The organism is Candidatus Igneacidithiobacillus taiwanensis (assembly GCF_031962545.1).
In the GTDB taxonomy this organism is placed as follows: domain Bacteria; phylum Pseudomonadota; class Gammaproteobacteria; order Acidithiobacillales; family Acidithiobacillaceae; genus Igneacidithiobacillus; species Igneacidithiobacillus taiwanensis.
The window spans coordinates 1-17,026 of record NZ_JAVRKK010000017.1; the positions used below are offsets into that span (position 1 = coordinate 1).

A 17,026-nucleotide genomic window follows, 5' to 3' on the forward strand; every position below is an offset into this window, starting at 1 on the left:
ACAACGCCGAACGGCCACACCATCGACTCGGACAGAAACCACCGCTATCCTTCCTCCTCCAACATCTACCACAGTGCCAAAGGTGGTGGACGCATACAACGCTTGGACAAGATCCCGTAATTTGGTTATATATTCGACTCTCCAAAAAGCCGCAAAGCCCAGGCCATGCCAGTAGCGAAGTCCCTCGACACTCACTTGCAAGTGCCGGTTTCCGAGAAAGGCTACACCGGCGCTTGGTTGCGATGGATTTGGATAGCGACCTTGGTTGCTATCGTGCTGACTTGGTCGGTGCTCGCGGTCGTGGTCTGGGAGCGTGTTCAATCTGCTCAAGGGCGCCTCCTACACAGCCACGCCATTGCACTGGCACGCACGGCAGACCTGCAGTTGTTGGCCATCCGCACTGGTATGACGTTAGTGGCGGAAGCCGGCGTGCCAACGCCCAATAGCTTGGCTCGATTACTCGCCTTGGAGCCCGACATCCATGCGATCGCCTACCTATCCGGCACGGCATCGGCATCTATAGGCGTCCATGGGTTCCCCTTTACCTTGATCCAAAATCTTGCCAAAGGGGGCAAGGGGCTGCCGCTAAGTACCGCGCAGCAAGCGGCCTTGCAGCGTTGCCTCTCTAGCCGAGCATTCTGCATTGGACCGCTGTTGCAAGATCCTCAGATTGCCGAGCCGAGCTCTCGATGGGGTTTTCCCGTTTTTCAGCCAGTGCCAGCCAGTTCGGGACAGCAAGCCGGCATGCTCCTCGGCTGGGTAAAGCTATCGAACTCCCTGTTTCCCGCCTGGCGCACCCTCGCCATGGTTCATCATGGTGCTGTTTTTCTATTACGCGACGACGATATGCTGCTTACCCGCTATCCCTACTCGGCGCAAACTGACTACGCCGCGGTGCAAACGGGATCGGTAGTGCGGCATTGGTTACGGGGCGGCGCCATGCAGCAAAGCAGTTTTGCTGGGTATAGTTCGGCTGCGCACGCTTGGCGTATGTGTGCCGTGCATCCCTTGCCACGGTTTGCGTTGCTCGCTGGGCAGTGCATTCCCCGCGCTAGCTTACTTATGGCCTGGTGGCGGAGCATGCGTTCGCCCAGTTGGGAAGCTGTTTTGTTATTGTTCTTCGTTAGCGCTGGATACCTCTATCTGCGGCATCAGAATCGGATTCAGGAGGCGCTGCGGCGAAGTATCGAATCCGATATCTGGGAGGCCAAGGAGCGAGCCGAAGTTACCTTGCACTCCATAGGTGATGCCGTCATCACTACCGACCACCAAGGTCTGGTCACACAGATGAACCCGGTGGCCGAGCAGCTGACGGGTTGGACTTTGGCCGACGCCCAAGGCCAGGCACTGGAAAATGTCTTTCATATCGTGAGCGAGGATGATGGCAGAGAGGTATCGAGCCCGGCGACCATGGCGTTGCGCGAGAAGAAGATCGTTGGCCTTGCCAACCACACCATCCTTGTGGCGCGCGACGGCACCCGCAGAAACATCGAAGACTCGGCGGCGCCCATCCTCGATCGATCCGGTCAGGTCCTGGGCGTGGTACTGGTCTTTCATGACATTACCGAGCGCTTCGAGCTCCTCGAGCGACTTTCCTACCAAGCCACCCATGACGTGCTTACCGGCTTGCCCAATCGTGCCCTATTTGCCGAACGCATGCAGCAGGCCAAATTGCGCGCCGACCGCGGACAGTCCTTGCTGGTGATTGGGCTACTCGATCTCGATGGTTTTAAGCTGATCAATGATCGCTTGGGGCATGCAGTGGGCGATTTGGTATTGAAGACGGTAGCGCAGCGTATCCGCGCCGAGCTGCGCGCCGAAGATACCCTCTGTCGTTTTGGTGGCGATGAGTTTGCCTTCCTTTCCGGGGAGATCAAACAAGTGGGGGAAATTGAGATGTTACTGCAACGTCTCCTCAATGTGGTTGCGCAACCATTGGAATTAGATAGTGAATATTTGCTCCCGGCGCCCAGTATTGGCGTTACCATCTATCCGCTGGACGCAGCCGAGGCTCTGGAGGATTTGGTGCGCCATGCCGATTTGGCGCTCTATACCAGCAAAAAGTCCCTGGGCAATCACTGGACGATTTTTTCTTGGGAAATGGAAGCGCAGCAGCAACACCGACTTCACGGCGAAGAGCTGCTCGAAATGGCCCTCACCCACGACCATCTGCGCTTGTACTACCAGCCGGTAGTCGATGTTGAAAAGGGTATGATTGGCGCTGAAGCCCTATTACGCCTGGAGCATCCAAGTCGGGGTTTGCTGAGTCCAACGGAGTTTTTTGAAGGGCTGGATACCCCCAAGCTTGCCCAACGTATTGGCCGTTTTGTGTTACACCATGCCCTGATGCAGCTGCGCGATTGGTTGCTACACGAAAAGCTAGATATCAAGTTGTCTATCAATGTCAGTGCGTCTTATCTACTGCATCCCGATTTTCTCGACGATCTGCGTCAGATTATCGCCAAATATCCCGAAATTCCCCGCAATTATTTGATCATGGAAATCACCGAAACGGCGCCCATGATCGATTTTGAAAAGGCAAAAACGGTGTTGGCCGCATGCCAGGAAATGGGTTGCCAGATTTCTCTGGATGACTTTGGTACCGGCAGTGCCTCTCTCACCTACCTGCAAAAACTGCCGGTAGATTCGATCAAAATCGACCAGAGTTTCGTGCGCGACATGCTCGAGGATAGCAAGGACTACGCAATTGTGGCCGGGGTGGTGTACAGCGCCGAGATCATGAACCTGCGCGTAGTGGCCGAAGGGGTCGAAAGTGAGGGGCAGGTGCGAGCCCTGCAGAATCTCCACTGTACCCTGCTGCAGGGCTTCTACTACGCCAAACCCCTCGCGCCGGAACAATTTGCCCAGTGGTGTGCCAACTTTCGCAGCGCTCGGGATGGGGAGTCCACAGCCAAGCACTAGGAGAATCGAGAAATCCTGTTCCCGCGGGGGCAGGAGACTCTCGCGAAGAAATTTATGTAGCCATCGTTATATTTTCCTGTACCCTTCGCTGGCATCGTTATATATTGTCAAATACCGCTAACAATTGGAGACTCTCACATGCAATTTTCGCGCAAACATCGTATCGCTCTTGCTCTGAGCGTTTGCCTTGCCCTGCCTGCCGCTGCCCAGGCGGAACACCTCTTTGTGGCCTTTGCCGGCTCCATGGGTAACGTCATGAACCTGCATCTGGGCCCGGCCTTTGCCAAGGCCAATCATGTCGAATTCCGTGGCGATGGCCAGGGTGCCTATGGTCTGGCCCACCTCATTGCTGGGCACCAGCTGACGCCAGATGTTTTTGTTTCCATCACCCCCGGGCCTATCGAGGTACTGATGAAGGCCGGGCTCGTCAAAAAGGCCTATCCCGTTGCCAGCACCCAGATGTGTATCGCCTATAGCCCCAATGGTCCCTTCGCGAAAGACTTCAAAGACGGAAAAATGCCCTGGTACAAGATTCTGCAACAGCCGGGTGCCACCTTTGGCCGTACCGATCCCAAAACCGATCCCCAGGGCCAGAACATCGTCTTTGTGATGCAGTTGGCAGAAAAGTACTATCACCAGCCCGGATTGGCGCAAAAAATCCTCGGCCCGGTGGAAAATCCCCAGCAGATTTTCACCGAAATGTCGTTGCTGGCGCGGCTCAAGGCAGGACAGATTGCTGCATCCTCGGGCTACTTGAGTGCTGTCAAATCCCTGCACTTGCCTTACGTCAAGTTGCCGGTAGAGATCAACCTGAGCGACCCCAACTACAAAAAATCTTGGTATGACAAGGCCAGCTTCCAACTGAAACTAGACGGCCGAGACAAGACCGTTACCTCGCAGCCTTTGGTTTTCTATGCCGCAGTACCGACCACGGCGCCCAACCCCAAGCTCGGCGAAGCCTTCATCAAGTTCATGCAGAGTCCAGAGGGTCAGAAGATGTTCCGCGACGATGGCTACAGTGCACCCAAGGGCGAGCCTCTGGGCTGATCGCTCGAGCGGCGGTCGCACCTGCCCTGCCCAGCAGGGCTTTTTAGTGGGCGAAGCGCTGGCGCAGACGCCGGGGTAGGGTGGCCAGCCTTTCCATCAGCACATAAAAGGCGGGTGTTACGTACAGGGTCAAAAACTGCGAGAAGAGGAGACCGCCAACCACCGCGACCCCCAGGGGCACCCGGCTGCCACTGCCAGCACCAAAGCCGATGGCAATGGGCAGCACGCCCAGGATAGCGGCGATGGTGGTCATCAGAATTGGGCGAAAGCGTACGGAGCAGGCTTCGACGATGGCGTCTTCCGCGCTCAAGCCCTCGCGGCGGCGGGTGATGGCAAAATCGAGGAGGATGATGCCGTTCTTTTTCACGAGCCCCAAGAGCATGATGATGCCAATAAAGCTGTACAGATCGAGCGGTAGATGCAAAAGGTACAACGACAACAGGGCGCCAAAAGCCGCCAGCGGCAGGGCGGTAAGGATGGTCAGCGGGTGCAGAAAGTGCTCGTACAGAATCGCCAGTACCACATAGATGAGCAGGATGGTGGCAAGGAGCAAAATCGGCAGCTCGCTGAAAGACGCCTGAAAGAGCCGCGCGTTGCCGCCAAACTGTCCGCTGATGCCGCTCGGCAGGGTTTGCTTGGCAATGTGCTCCACCGCGGGCATCACGTCGCCAATGCTATGACCGGGGGCCAGATTGAAGGCCACGCTCGCTTCCGGCAGGCCATTGTGTTGATGCAGGGTCTCGGCGCTGGCAGCCAGGTGCATACGCACCAGGGCGGAGAGGGGCACCAGCTTACCGCTGCTGCTCGGTACGCTCAGGGTATCGATGGCGGCGATGCTGTTCTGGTAGCGCGGGTCGATCTGCATGAGCACTTCGTACTCATCGGAAGAGCCATAAATCGTACCGACCTTGCGCCCTCCAAAGGCGAGATTCAGGGTTTCTTCGATGGCTTGGCTGCTAACGCCAAAGGCGGCTGCCTCCTGACGGCGAATATGGATGGCCAAGACCGGATTGTGCTCGTGTAGATTGGTATTTACCGACTCCAGCAAAGGGGATGAGCGCAGGGCATCGGCAAGTTGGTGGGCGGCATGGTCCACGTCGCTCCAACGGGTACCGGTCACTTCATACACATAGGCGCCATTGGCTGCCGCCGTGCCTGCTTGCGCGCCCTTTTCGCCCACGAAAACGATCTCGGCATTACGGAAGGGCGCTACCGCCTTTTGCAGTTCTTGGGTAACGCGGGCGGCATCCTGGGTATACGCCGAATGCAGGCGCACAAAGAGATGACCGTTGGTGGGGCCGGCAAAGGCCCCCGGCCCCTGGCCCGCCGACGACACCACCTGCCGCACCGCCGGATTGCGGCGCACGGCAGCGGCAATGGCCTCCTGCTCTTTCTTGATCTGGGCAAAGCTCATCCCTGGCGGGTAGTCGACATTCACATTGATCAGGCCATTTTGCTCATTGGGCAAAAAGCTCTTGGGTACTAGCCCGGTAAGCACAAAGCAGCCGGCCAGGGTCAGCCCCGCGAGGCCCAGCACCCAAGCCTTATGCCGCAAGGACCAAACGAGGCTTCGCATGTAGGCATCGCGGCTACGAATAAAGAGGCGCTGAAAGCGGCTACCGTTCTGGTCGTTCTCCCGCTGTAAGAGCCGCGCCGCCAAAGCTGGCGTCACCGAGAGAGCGACCAAGCCGCTCACCAGAATCACCACCGAAATCGTCACCCCAAAAGCGGTAAACAAATGCCCAACAAAGCCGCCCAGAAAGAGCAGGGGTAAAAAGATGATCGCCAGCGACAGGGTCATGGAAAGGATGGTAAAGCTGATTTCGCGGCTGCCGTTCAGGGCTGCCTCCATGCCGTTCTCGCCCTGATCGAGATGGCGGTTGATGTTCTCGAGCATGACCACGGCGTCGTCCACCACAAAGCCCACCGCGAGGGTCAGCGCCAGCAGGGTCAGGGTGTTGAGGCTGTAGCCCAGGAGCCAGAGCACCAAAAACGTCCCGAGCAAGGAGAAGGGGATGGCTAGGGCACCGATGATGGTCGCCCAAAAACGGCGCAGAAAGAGCCACATCACCCCCGCCACCAGTAGGCTCGACAGCGCCAGGGTATAGAGCACCTCTTGCAGGGCGGCGCGGATATAGTCCGCCTCATCAAAGAGGATATGGACTTGCGCGCCCGCCGGCGCCGCCGCCTCTAGGCGCGGGAGCAGCTTACGAATACCATTGGAGATGGCGACGGTGCTGCTGCCGGGCTCGCGGATCACCGCCATGCCAATGGCCGGGGTGGTGTTGAGCCAGGTTTGCTGCTCGTTATACAGCGTGCTGTTGCGCGCCTTGGCCACCGCCCGCAAGGGTACGGGATGGCCATTCACATAGCCAATCACCAAACGATTGTAGGCCTCGGCGGTGTGCAACTGGCCGTGGACGTCGGTTTCGATGTTCGACTGGCTGCCCTCGATGGTCCCCTGGGGCAGATCTACGTTGGCATCGGCAATGGCGGTTTCCAGACCCTGCAGGCTCAGCCCCCGCGAGGAGAGGGCGAAGGGATCGACATCGATACGCACGGCATAGGTCTTGGCGCCGAAGAGCTGCACACTTGCCACCCCGGGAATGGTCGACAGCTCCGTCGCTACCCGCGTTTGCGCGTAGCGATCGAGGCGGGAGAGAGGCATATCCGGCGCCGTCGCGGCCAAAAACAGTATCGGCGCGGCAGAAGGATTGATGTTTTGCACCTTGGGCGGCTGCGGCAAATCCGCGGGCAAGAGCCCCTGGGCATCGGCCACGGCATCCGAAACTTCCTGGGTGGCAGCGGTAGCAGACACGCCAAGATTAAACTGCAGGGTAATGCGTGTAGAGCCGTTCTGGCTTACGGCGGTCATGGAATTGAGGCCAGGGATGCTGGTGAACTGCCGCTCCAGCGGTGTGGCCACCGAATTGGCCATGGTTTGCGGGCTGGCCCCCGGCAGGTTGGCGCTGACCGCCACGGTGGGAAAGCTCACATTCGGCAGCAAGGCCACCGGTAACTGAAAGTAACCCACCGCACCCAAGATGAGGATGGCAAAGGCCAGAACCGTGGTAGCAACGGGTCGGCGGATGAAGGGACCGGAGAGATTCACGAGGCGGTACTCGCGGCGGTGCTGGCCGCCTTGGGCAGGGCCTTGGGTGCTTGGCGCAGCACCTGTACCGGGGTACCGCTATGTAGGTGGGCGGGGATGTCATAAATAACGGAAACCCCACCCTGCAGGCCCGAGACGGCTACGAGATCATTCTGGGTACCTAGATAATGCACCGGTATGGTTACGGCGCGGCCGTCGCGAATGCTGTACACAAAGGGCCCATTCACTCCCTCCTGTAGAGCGTTGCGCGGCACCAGCACAACTTGATGCAGAGTTTGGTAGTGAAAGCGCAGCTGCACATATTCGCCCGGCCACAGGCGTATGGGATGATTGCTCCAGGTGGCGCGCGCGCTGATGGTGCCAGAGCTGCTGTCGGCGCTATTGTCTACTGCCGTCACCGGCGCCTCACCCACAGACTTCTCACCGTCCAGATACAGGCTCACGCGATCCTGCCCCGATTGCTCTGCGCGCAGTAGATCCGGTAGATAGCGTTGCGGCAGGCTGAATTGGATGTCGATGGGTTGCAGCTGGGTGATGCTTCCCAAATTCGTGCTGTTGGCACTGATCAGATTACCGCTCTTGGTAGACAGCAAACCGATGCGCCCGGAAATGGGCGCGCGAATCTGCGTATAGCCCAGCTGAATCTGGGCACTGGCAATGGCCGCCTGGTCTTCGGCCACCGCCGCTGCGGCCTGTTCGGCCTGGGCGACCGCCTGGTCGTAGGTTTGGGTGGTCACGTAGCCTTTGGGCAGGAGCGGCCGGTAGGCCTGCACCTGACTCTGTTCGTAGGCGAGATTGGCCTTGTCGCCCTGGAGCTTGGCGGTATCCTGCGCCAAGGTTGCCTGCTCGGGCGCCGGGTCGATCACAAAGAGCAACTGGCCGCGTTGCACCGTCTGCCCAGAGCGCACCAACACCCGCTGCAAAATCCCGGAAATCTGCGGAATGATGGTCACCGTATGCACCGCCTGGGCCGTGCCCAAGGTGGGCACCGAGAGGGGCAAATCGCCAATGCGCGCCTTCTCCACCACCACATCCAAGGGCTTGGGCTTGGGCGGCGGCGCCGACTTGGCACAGGCCGCCAGCAGCAGGGCGATGCAAGCCAGGCCCAGAAAGGGCAGGGCGCGGCCAAATTGGCGAGGCGAAAAGTGCTTGCTCACGATTGCGGTTCCTTTGCGTTGCGGTCCGTGCCCAGCAGTTGTGGCGGCAGGCCGATGTAGCCCAAGGCATCCGCCAGGTTGGCAAGGTCGGTATAGGAAGTGGTGAGATTCTGAATTTCCGTCTGCTCCGCCGTGGTCAGGGTTGCCTGTGCGGTGAGTACATCGATCATCGTCGCCAGCCCCACTTTGTACTGTGCCTGCACCGCCTTGAGCGAAGCGCGGGCACTCTGCACCGCCAGCCGCGCGGCCTCGGCGGCCGAGCGCGCGCCCTGCAACTGCTGCACATCCTGATACACCGTGCTGCGAATGGTCGCCGCCTCATTATCCAGGCTCGCCCGCGCCGAACGCTCCTGCGCCCGCGCCTCGGAGATCTGATAACTATCCTGAAAGCCGTTAAACAGCGGCACCTTGAGGCTAAATCCCAACGACCAGTTTTCCGAAGGCAAGAGGTTGTTCTGATAGCGCTTACCGGCGCTTGCCTGAAAACTCAGGCTCGGCATACCCGCCGCTTGGTCGGCGCGAATGGCTGCTTGGCTATCGAGGATCTTGGCTGCGGCGGCGCGGATGGCCGGATTATCCTTGAGCGCCCGGTGCATCAGTTGCTCGACGTCGGGCGCCAGGGCCGGCGCCTTGGCCTGGGTATCCAAGGGCGGCACGGCAATGGCCGCCGTTGGCGCCAAGCCGCAGTCCTGCGCCAAAACGCCACGATCGGCGCGCACCTGCGCTTGCGCAGAAATCAGGTTGGCCCGCGCCTGCGCCAAGGCCGACTGCGCCTGCAGCACATCGGCCACCGTCGCCATACCCGCATGGCGCTTGATCAGTGCCGCATCGAGGCTAGCCCGGTCCTCCAGCACCGTGCGCTGATAGGCACGCACCAAGGCCTCCTCGCCAATGAGCGTGTAGTAGCCTTGGGTTACGCTCAGGGCCACGCTTTGCAGGGCCGAGTTGTAGTCAAAGCCGTTGAGATAGATCTGCGCCAAGGCCTGCTGGCGTGCCGCGCGGCGGGCGCCAAACTCGAGCAGAATGTAGCTAAATGTCAGGTTGGCGCTGCCGCTGTTGGTAACCGGTATCGAAAAGCCCGCCGTGGTGTTGGCTTGCGAGCGCGCCGCCGAGCCCTGCAGGTTGATGCTCGGCAAGAAGGCGGCATCCGCCACCCCCAAGCCCGCCGCCGCCGCCCGCAAATTTTCGTAAGCCACCCGCGATTGCGGGTTATGCGCCAGGGCGTATTGGGTGAGTTCCCACAGGCTGGTAAAGCGCGGCACGCTACTCGCTGTTGCTGGCAGCTTGGCTTGCGGCAACTGTTTGGGGGCATGGTCCCAACTCTGCCCCAACTGGCCCGGCAGCTCGCTATGCTCTATGCCCCAGGGATCATGAAAGAGGCCCTGAAACAGGCCCGCAGACGCCGGCATCGAAGTCGCCAGCAGGGCAAACAACCCCCCCAGTCGATACAGATGCCGTCCCAACGAGCCTCGAAGGCAGCATTGCCGCGACGACTTTCTCGCTGTACCCATGCAGAGTGCTTCCGGTCAGTTTGCGGTGCGCACAGGATAGGGTTTTTTGCCGGGGAGTTCAAAAGCGTGTACGAGTCCACCACCTTTGGCGCTCGGGGTGATGTTGGAGGAGGAAGGATAGCGGTGCTTGTTGTCCGAGTCGATGGTGTGGTCGTTCGGCGTTGTAGAAGATGAGCCAGTCGGCGAGCTTTTCGTTGAAGCGGGCCAGGTCGGTGAAGAGCAGGTCTTCGTGATAGTCGACGAAAGATTCCTGGATGGTGCGGTTGAAGCGTGCGTCTGGCATGCATTTTCGGCGTCTTGGGGTAGGTGTACCAACGTTGGCCACTCGTTTGCTCGATGGGCTTGCTCAGCGACTAAAGCCAGTGGCAGAGAGCCCAGGACGCAGCATCCATAAGCTGGTGTCGGAGCTGTCTACCAGCGCGTTGGCGTCCTGGATACCGAAAATCGCTATCGGGCAATGGCCGCCAAGGGCGATGTCGATAAAGCCCTCGCGGCACTTGATCGATTGGATCGGGTCCGAGACGCGAATAGGAAGTCAGTGAGCTGCCGCTGGCAGTTCTTGTATCGCCGCACCCGGCCCGGGCGCCGGTGGTAGGTCTCGACCTCGAATAAGTCCGCGTGCGCAGCGAGCTTCTCGCTCTCTACGAAGTCGCGCACCGCAGTATGCCTCGCGATCTCGTCGGCTAACTCACGGTTTGGCAAAGCACTGTCGGCCCTTAGGTGGTACACACCTCGACCCGCCGGATCGTTGCCGTTCAGGAGTTTTTTAACAAAATCAGATTATTAGCCAGTTTCTTTGGAGTACATGCGCATACTATGTGACGCTTGATCCTATCGTGTCGCCAGTATACGCTTATGGCAAATAGTAACGAGTCCTCGAGTCTTGTATTCTTTCTCTTCCGTAAATTCCCATTCTGTATCCTGTGCAGAGGAGTTTTCTCCCAATGAGTGACGCTATCCTTCATGTCTCTGACGACAGCTTTGAGGCCGATGTGCTGCAGGCCGATAAACCGGTGTTGGTGGATTTTTGGGCGGAGTGGTGCGGTCCTTGTAAGATGATTGCCCCCATCCTCGAAGAAGTTGCCGGCGAATATGCCGACCGCCTCACCATCGCCAAGTTCAACATCGACGAAAACCCCGAAACTCCCCCCAAGTACGGCATCCGCGGCATTCCTACCTTGCTCCTGTTCAAGGCCGGTAAGCTCGAAGCCACCAAGGTCGGTGCCCTCAGCAAAGCCCAACTGACTGCTTTTTTGGATAGCCAGCTTTGAATACCCCAAGACCCCGTCGTAAGCCCTCCCGCGCCCCCAAGTCCTTTCCCAACGAAGATCTTCTGCTCGAAGAGGAGGAAGCCTTTGCCCCCCCGCCAGGCGCGCCTTCGGTCAACCTCAGCGAGCTGAAGCGGCGCACGGCAACGGAATTGGCCCTGCTCTGCCAGGAAATGGGCATCGAGGGCGCGGCGCGGCAAAAAAAGCAGGAACTCATCTTCAACATCCTGCGTGCCCATGCCCGCAATGGCGATGCCATTTATGGCGATGGGGTGCTCGAAATTCTGCAAGACGGCTTCGGCTTTTTGCGTGCCGCCTCGGGCTCGTACATGGCGGGGCCGGACGACATCTATGTGTCGCCCTCCCAGGTGCGTCGTTTCAACCTGCAAACCGGCGATACGGTGTCGGGGCAAATTCGCCCGCCCAAGGAGGGCGAGCGCTACTTTGCCCTGCTCAAGGTGGAGAGCATCAACTTTGAGAACCCGGAAGCGACTCGCAACAAGGTCAATTTCGACGACCTGACGCCACTGTTTCCCGAGGAATCCCTGCGTCTCGAATCCGACAATGTGGTCTATGGCGAACCTTCGGCGCGCATCATCGATATCATTTCGCCCATTGGCAAGGGCCAGCGCGGCCTCATCGTGGCGCCGCCCAAAACCGGCAAAACGGTCTTGCTGCAGCAGATTGCCCATGCCATTACCACCAATCATCCCGAGTGTTACCTGATTGTGCTGCTCATCGACGAGCGCCCGGAAGAAGTGACGGAAATGCAGCGCTCGGTGAAAGGTGAGGTGATTTCTTCGACCTTCGACGAGCCCGCCACCCGCCATGTGCAGGTTGCGGAAATCGTCCTCGAAAAGGCCAAGCGTTTGGTGGAGCACAAGCACGATGTGGTCATTTTGCTCGATTCCATCACCCGCCTGGCGCGCGCCTACAACACCGTGGTGCCGTCTTCGGGTAAGGTGCTCACCGGTGGTGTGGATGCCAATGCCCTGCAAAAGCCCAAGCGCTTCTTTGGCGCGGCGCGCAATATCGAGGAGGGCGGCAGTCTAACCATCATTGCCACCGCCTTGGTCGAAACGGGTTCGAAGATGGATGAAGTCATCTTTGAAGAGTTCAAGGGCACTGGCAACATGGAGGTGCATTTGGATCGGCGCTTGGCGGAAAAGCGCGCCTACCCGGCCATCAACCTCAACAAATCGGGCACCCGCCGCGAGGAATTGCTCCTTCCCCAAGACCTGCTCAACAAGATCTGGGTGTTGCGTAAGCTGCTCGCGCCCATGGACCCGGTAGAGTCTATGGAGTTCCTCCTCGACAAGGTGCGCGCTACCAAGACCAACGCGGAATTCTTCGATTCCATGAATCGTTGAGTTACCCTAGACCCATTGTGGATCTGTGCTTATAATCCGCCACTTTCTGAAAGACCCAGAGTGTTTGCCATGAATCTCGAAATTCAGCCCAAATATGAAGAAGTGACCGTGACTTGCAGTTGCGGCAACAGCTTCAAGACTCGTTCCACCGCTGGTCGCGACCTGCACGTCGACCTGTGCTCGGAGTGCCATCCTTTCTACACCGGCAAGCAGCGGACGGTTTCTGCGGCTGGCCAGGTAGAGAAGTTCCGCAAGCGCTACGGCAAGTAAGCGCCCATGGCGAGTGAAGGCCTGCGCGAGCGGGCACTGGCCTACCACGCGGCAGCGCCGGCGGGTAAGGTCAGTGTCGTTCCGAGTAAGGCTTGCGCCACCCAGGCCGACCTTACCCTGGCCTACACCCCCGGTGTAGCCGAGCCGGTGCGGGAAATTGCCGCCGACCCCGAAAAGGCCTACGACTACACCGCCAAGGGCAACTTGGTGGCGGTCATCAGTAACGGTACGGCGGTGCTAGGCCTCGGCAAGGTGGGGCCGCTGGCGGGCAAGCCGGTCATGGAGGGCAAGGCGGTGCTGTTCAAACGCTTTGCCGATATCGATGCCTTCGACATCGAAGTCGAAGCCCGCGATGCCGAACACCTCATCGATGTGATTGCCGCCATAGCCCCCGGCTTTGGCGGTATCAATCTCGAAGACATTGCCGCCCCCGATTGTTTTCGGGTGGAGGAGGCATTGCAGGCGCGGCTCGACATCCCCGTCTTTCATGACGATCAGCACGGCACGGCCGTGATCGTAGCGGCGGCGCTGCAAAATGCTTTGGCCTTACAGGAAAAGACCCTTGCCGCGGCCAAGATTGCCATTGTTGGTGCGGGGGCGGCAGGGCTCGCCATCGCCAAGCTGCTCAAGGATCTCGGTGCCCGGCATTGCTATTTGAGCGATGTGCACGGTGTGCTGCATACCGAACGGCAGGATCTCAGCCCCTGGCATCAGCCGCATGCAACGGCGCCCGCCGATTGGACCTTGGCGCAGATGCTGGCTGATGCCGATGTGCTGATTGGCGTATCCGTACGCGGTGCCATTCCCCTAGAGCTCCTCCGCACGCTGGCGCCCAAGCCGGTGATTTTTGCCCTGGCCAACCCCGACCCGGAAGTCGACCCCTGGCAGGCGCGCGAGTTGCGGCCCGATGCCATCATCGCCACCGGGCGTTCGGATCTGCCCAATCAGGTCAATAATGTGCTGGGCTTTCCCTTTCTTTTTCGCGGCGCCTTGGATGTGCGCGCCAAGGGCGTCAACCGCACAATGCTCATGGCTGCGGTCGAGGCCCTGGCCGCGCTGGCGCGGGCGGAAGTGCCGGCAGAGCTTTGCGCTGCCTACGGACTGCCGGCAGGCGCCCTGCGCTTCGGCCCGGAGTATATCATCCCCAAGCCCCTCGATCCCCGCCTACGCAGTATTGTGGCTGGGGCGGTAGCCGCGGCGGCTCGGCAAAGCGGAATCGCCCGCAGGTAGACCATGCGCATCGCGGATCTTGCGGTTCGCGATCTGTTGCGCATCGGCGCCGTGGCAGCCCTTTTGGGCTTTTTTGCCTATCTGCTTTGGCAAGTCTTGGCTCCCTTTTTGGGGGTCTTGGCGTGGACCTCGATCATCGTCTACGTATCCTGGCCCCTGCGCCGCCGCATCTGCCGGTATCTCCCTCCTTGGCCCGGCGCCATTCTCCTCACCTTGCTGTTTTCTTTGCTCTTGCTGCTGCCTTTCTTTTTTCTGAGCCTGCACCTGTATTACGAGGTGGAGGCGCTGCTGCATAACTGGAGTCAGCAAGACTGGCACTGGCACCCGCTGCGCCAACTCCAGCAGATTCCTTGGCTTGCTGGCGTGTTGCAGCAGTTGCCGCCAGATTGGCGCAATCTCGTCCAGCCTGGGGCGCTGAGCCCGGATCTGAATCTCTGGGCGGGGCGGGTGAGTAGCTTTGCCGGCAGCTTGGGCAAGCTGGCCGGCACCTTGGGCCTCATCTGGGTCAGTAGCCTGATCTTTTATCGCCACGGTGACACCTTCCTTGCCCAGCTTGCGCGGGTGGGCGGCGCGTTGCTGGGCCCGAGTTTTCCCGATTACCTGCGCACCGTGGGTAATACCCTGCAGGCGGTGGTCTACGGTATTTTTGCCACCGCCATTGCCCAGGGTCTGCTGGCCGGGCTCGGCTATTGGGTGAGCGGCATTCCGGCGCCGGTCTTGCTCACCTTTGTGACCATGCTCTTTTCGCTCATTCCCTTTGGTACGCCTCTGGTTTGGGGGGCGGCGAGTATCTGGCTTTTTTGGCAGGAGCACTATTATGCGGCTGCTGGGCTTTTTTTGTGGGGCGCCCTGGTGGTGAGTTGGGTCGACAACCTTATCCGGCCCTGGGTAATTTCCAGCGCCGTGCAGCTGCCCTTTTTGTTGGTGCTCTTTGGCGTGCTCGGCGGTCTGCTCGCTTTCGGTTTTCTGGGGCTATTTTTGGGGCCGGTGTTGCTCGCCCTCGCACTCAACTTGTGGCGGCAATACGTTGCCAGCTTACCCGCGGCTTGATCTTGCGCCTTCCAGAAACTGCTTGGCGAATTCAGGCTGGAGCAGCTTTTCAACGAACTCGGTTGGGAGCGCCCTCACCTCAAGCCGCAGACCATCACGGCGGGCGGCGAGTCTTTCACACTGACCAACATCGCCCACAAGCGCGGCGTTGTTGTTTTCCGCTGCTCGCCCAACAGTACCGGCAAGGTACCCGCGCGACCGATGCTGCTCAAGATCGAGAAAGAGACGGCGAAGCTCGCCCACGAGCATCTCTTGGTATTTGCCGATGCCAAGGAGACCATGCTTACCTGGCTGTGGGTCTCCCGCGCACCCGGACAGCCGACTACGACCCGCACCCACACCTGCCTCCAGGACCAGAGCGGCGAAGCCTTGCGACAGAAGCTCTCGCAGATTGTTTGGTCGCTGGAAGAGGAAGAGGCCATCACGCTCACCGACGTGATCACCGGCCTCAAGCACGCCTTCGACCGCAACCGCGTCTCCCGGAGCTTCTACGACCGGTTCAAGGCCCAGCACGAAGCCTTCGCCGAATTCATCGAGGGCCTGAGTGTAGCCAGCGACAGGGCCTGGTACCGACAAATCGGATGAACTGTTCGCTCGGATATTCGGTTTTGAGCAGGTTTGGGATGACATCGAGTTGCTTCATGTCCAGACGGGGAAGACAGATTTTGAGTCCGACATTGCTGAATACCAATAATGAAGCCGCCCTCGTCCATTTACCGCCTTACTGCGCCCAGCGCGGCGGTGATGAAGTCGCCGCGCGAATGGTCGGCGCTGGCGAAACCACGTTATTCTGATTGTTGCGCATAACCTGAAGCAGCGCCTCTGGAGGGCGGACATGAGTTGGCTGTTGTTCCTCGACGAATCCGGCCACGATCACAAGAACTGCCCGTATGAGGTGCGCGGCGGCATCGCCCTGCAAGCGCGCAAGCTGTGGCCATTCGTTCAGCAGCTGCAACAGGCAGAGCTGGCCGCCTTTGGCGCTCGCCTGCATGAATACCGCAAAGAGGTCAAGGGTGCCAAATTACTCGACAAGGACCGCTTCAAGTGGGCTGACCAAAGCGACTGGATGCCCGACGAGGCGCGGCGCAAGCATTGCCGGGGTTTTCTCACCAAAGGGCTGGAAAAACTGCCACCTTCACGTGACGAATTCACGGCCTATGGGCAAGCTTGCATCGAAATGGCCCGCTCGGTCTTCCAAGCGCTACGCACCTTCGATGCTCAACTGTTCGCATCGGTCATCCCTACCACCGTGCGCAAGCCACCGACTTTTGAGGCGGAGGAATACCTGCGCAAGGACCATGTCTTCCTGCTGGAACGCTACTTCTACTTTCTTGAAGCTCAGCGTGAGCATGGTTTGCTGGTTTTCGATGAAGTGGAAAAGGTGGCTGACCGTCGTTTCATCCGGCAGATGGAGCGCTATTTCAGCAAGACCCAGACCGGGCGATATCGGACGGCCTGGATCGTACCCGTACCCATGTTTGTCGCTTCTGACTTGAGCGTGCCTATGCAGGCGGCCGATCTGGCTATCTATTGCATCAACTGGGGATTCCGTCTGCCGGGCATGGGCATGGATTTGGCGGTTAGGGAGGAAATCGCGAGGGAATTCGGTCCGTGGCTTAGCCAGCTACAGTACCGGGGGCAGGGATACCGCGATGGTCGGACATTCGATTCCTATGGAGTGGTTTTCGTCCCCAATCCTTACGGAGATGGGCGATGACGGGCACCCAAAAAAGAAAAGGAGATAAAGCCTGCCAAGCCACCCCTTGCGAAGCCGCCCAGCGACAGAATCTCCGATGCGAAGTATACAACAACCCGAAAATGGGAAGCGAATTTTTCGCAGTCGGCAATATCGACCTGCTCTCTGAGCGGCTGCTCGGCTTCCTCGCCTCCCGTGAATGCCCCGGTCATGTCCTGCTTGAAACCCTCGAGCGCGTGCCGGAATGGGTCAAGGGCGGCCGGGTCATCGTCAGCGGCTTTCACTCACCGCTGGAGCAACAGGTGCTGCGCTCGGCGCTCCGGCGCCAGGGGCGCGTGGTCAAGGTGCTGGCGCGGGGCATTACCGAGTATCGGCCTACTTGCTGAAGAGCGC

General features: G+C 59.5%; 15 protein-coding genes. 11 read left to right on the top strand and 4 right to left on the bottom strand.

Going from position 1 to position 17,026, the window contains the following annotated elements:
* Positions 1–165: 165 nt before the first annotated feature.
* Entirely contained in the window at positions 166–2,922 is a 2,757-nt protein-coding gene (locus RTI30_RS04180) for an EAL domain-containing protein (protein ID WP_312260958.1), read from the top strand.
* A 138-nt stretch (positions 2,923–3,060) separates the two neighbouring features.
* A complete protein-coding gene (locus RTI30_RS04185) occupies positions 3,061–3,969 on the top strand; it encodes an extracellular solute-binding protein (RefSeq protein ID WP_312260956.1) in 909 nt (302 codons plus the stop codon).
* Between the two features lie 43 nt (positions 3,970–4,012).
* Here the strand turns inward: RTI30_RS04185 and RTI30_RS04190 are convergent, their stop codons facing one another.
* The 4 genes from RTI30_RS04190 to RTI30_RS04205 all read right to left on the bottom strand — a co-directional run bounded on the left by RTI30_RS04190 (position 4,013) and on the right by RTI30_RS04205 (position 10,032).
* Positions 4,013–7,081: an efflux RND transporter permease subunit gene (locus tag RTI30_RS04190; RefSeq protein ID WP_312260954.1), complete on the bottom strand. Its 3,069-nt coding sequence runs from the start codon at positions 7,079–7,081 to the stop codon at positions 4,013–4,015.
* The gene (locus RTI30_RS04195; protein ID WP_312260952.1) at positions 7,078–8,238 is read right to left on the bottom strand and encodes an efflux RND transporter periplasmic adaptor subunit; all 1,161 of its coding nucleotides are present in this window, start codon (positions 8,236–8,238) and stop codon (positions 7,078–7,080) included. Before RTI30_RS04195 ends, RTI30_RS04190 begins: the two co-directional genes overlap by 4 nt.
* Entirely contained in the window at positions 8,235–9,647 is a 1,413-nt protein-coding gene (locus tag RTI30_RS04200; protein ID WP_312260951.1) for a TolC family protein, read from the bottom strand. Before RTI30_RS04200 ends, RTI30_RS04195 begins: the two co-directional genes overlap by 4 nt.
* A 160-nt stretch (positions 9,648–9,807) precedes the next feature.
* Positions 9,808–10,032, bottom strand: a complete 225-nt coding sequence (locus tag RTI30_RS04205) for an integrase core domain-containing protein (RefSeq protein WP_312260949.1) — start codon at positions 10,030–10,032, stop codon at positions 9,808–9,810.
* 661 nt (positions 10,033–10,693) lie between these two features.
* Here RTI30_RS04205 and trxA point away from each other — a divergent pair.
* The 9 genes from trxA (at position 10,694) to RTI30_RS04250 (ending at position 17,019) form a co-directional block, all read left to right on the top strand.
* Complete coding sequence (gene trxA / locus RTI30_RS04210) at positions 10,694–11,020, top strand: thioredoxin TrxA (RefSeq protein WP_312260947.1); 327 nt, start codon at positions 10,694–10,696, stop codon at positions 11,018–11,020.
* Positions 11,021–11,082: 62 nt separating this feature from the next.
* Entirely contained in the window at positions 11,083–12,387 is a 1,305-nt protein-coding gene (gene rho / locus RTI30_RS04215; protein WP_312260965.1) for a transcription termination factor Rho, read from the top strand.
* A gap of 69 nt (positions 12,388–12,456) precedes the next feature.
* Positions 12,457–12,657, top strand: a complete 201-nt coding sequence (gene rpmE / locus RTI30_RS04220; RefSeq protein ID WP_312260946.1) for a 50S ribosomal protein L31 — start codon at positions 12,457–12,459, stop codon at positions 12,655–12,657.
* Between the two features lie 6 nt (positions 12,658–12,663).
* Positions 12,664–13,887 (top strand): malic enzyme-like NAD(P)-binding protein, encoded by a 1,224-nt coding sequence (locus RTI30_RS04225; RefSeq protein WP_312260944.1) that lies wholly within the window; start codon positions 12,664–12,666, stop codon positions 13,885–13,887.
* Between the two features lie 3 nt (positions 13,888–13,890).
* Positions 13,891–14,937: an AI-2E family transporter gene (locus RTI30_RS04230; protein WP_312260943.1), complete on the top strand. Its 1,047-nt coding sequence runs from the start codon at positions 13,891–13,893 to the stop codon at positions 14,935–14,937.
* Between the two features lie 201 nt (positions 14,938–15,138).
* Positions 15,139–15,522 carry a hypothetical protein gene (locus tag RTI30_RS04235; RefSeq protein ID WP_312260942.1) on the top strand — a complete coding sequence of 128 codons (384 nt, stop codon included), beginning with the start codon at positions 15,139–15,141 and terminating at the stop codon, positions 15,520–15,522.
* Between the two features lie 80 nt (positions 15,523–15,602).
* Positions 15,603–15,731: a hypothetical protein gene (locus RTI30_RS04240; RefSeq protein ID WP_312283378.1), complete on the top strand. Its 129-nt coding sequence runs from the start codon at positions 15,603–15,605 to the stop codon at positions 15,729–15,731.
* Positions 15,732–15,784: 53 nt separating this feature from the next.
* Positions 15,785–16,654 carry a DUF3800 domain-containing protein gene (locus RTI30_RS04245; RefSeq protein ID WP_312283379.1) on the top strand — a complete coding sequence of 290 codons (870 nt, stop codon included), beginning with the start codon at positions 15,785–15,787 and terminating at the stop codon, positions 16,652–16,654.
* On the top strand, positions 16,651–17,019 hold the full coding sequence (locus tag RTI30_RS04250; protein WP_312260939.1) for a hypothetical protein: 369 nt from the start codon (positions 16,651–16,653) through the stop codon (positions 17,017–17,019). The genes RTI30_RS04245 and RTI30_RS04250 overlap by 4 nt, the downstream gene beginning before the upstream one ends.
* The last annotated feature ends 7 nt before the right edge of the window (positions 17,020–17,026 follow it).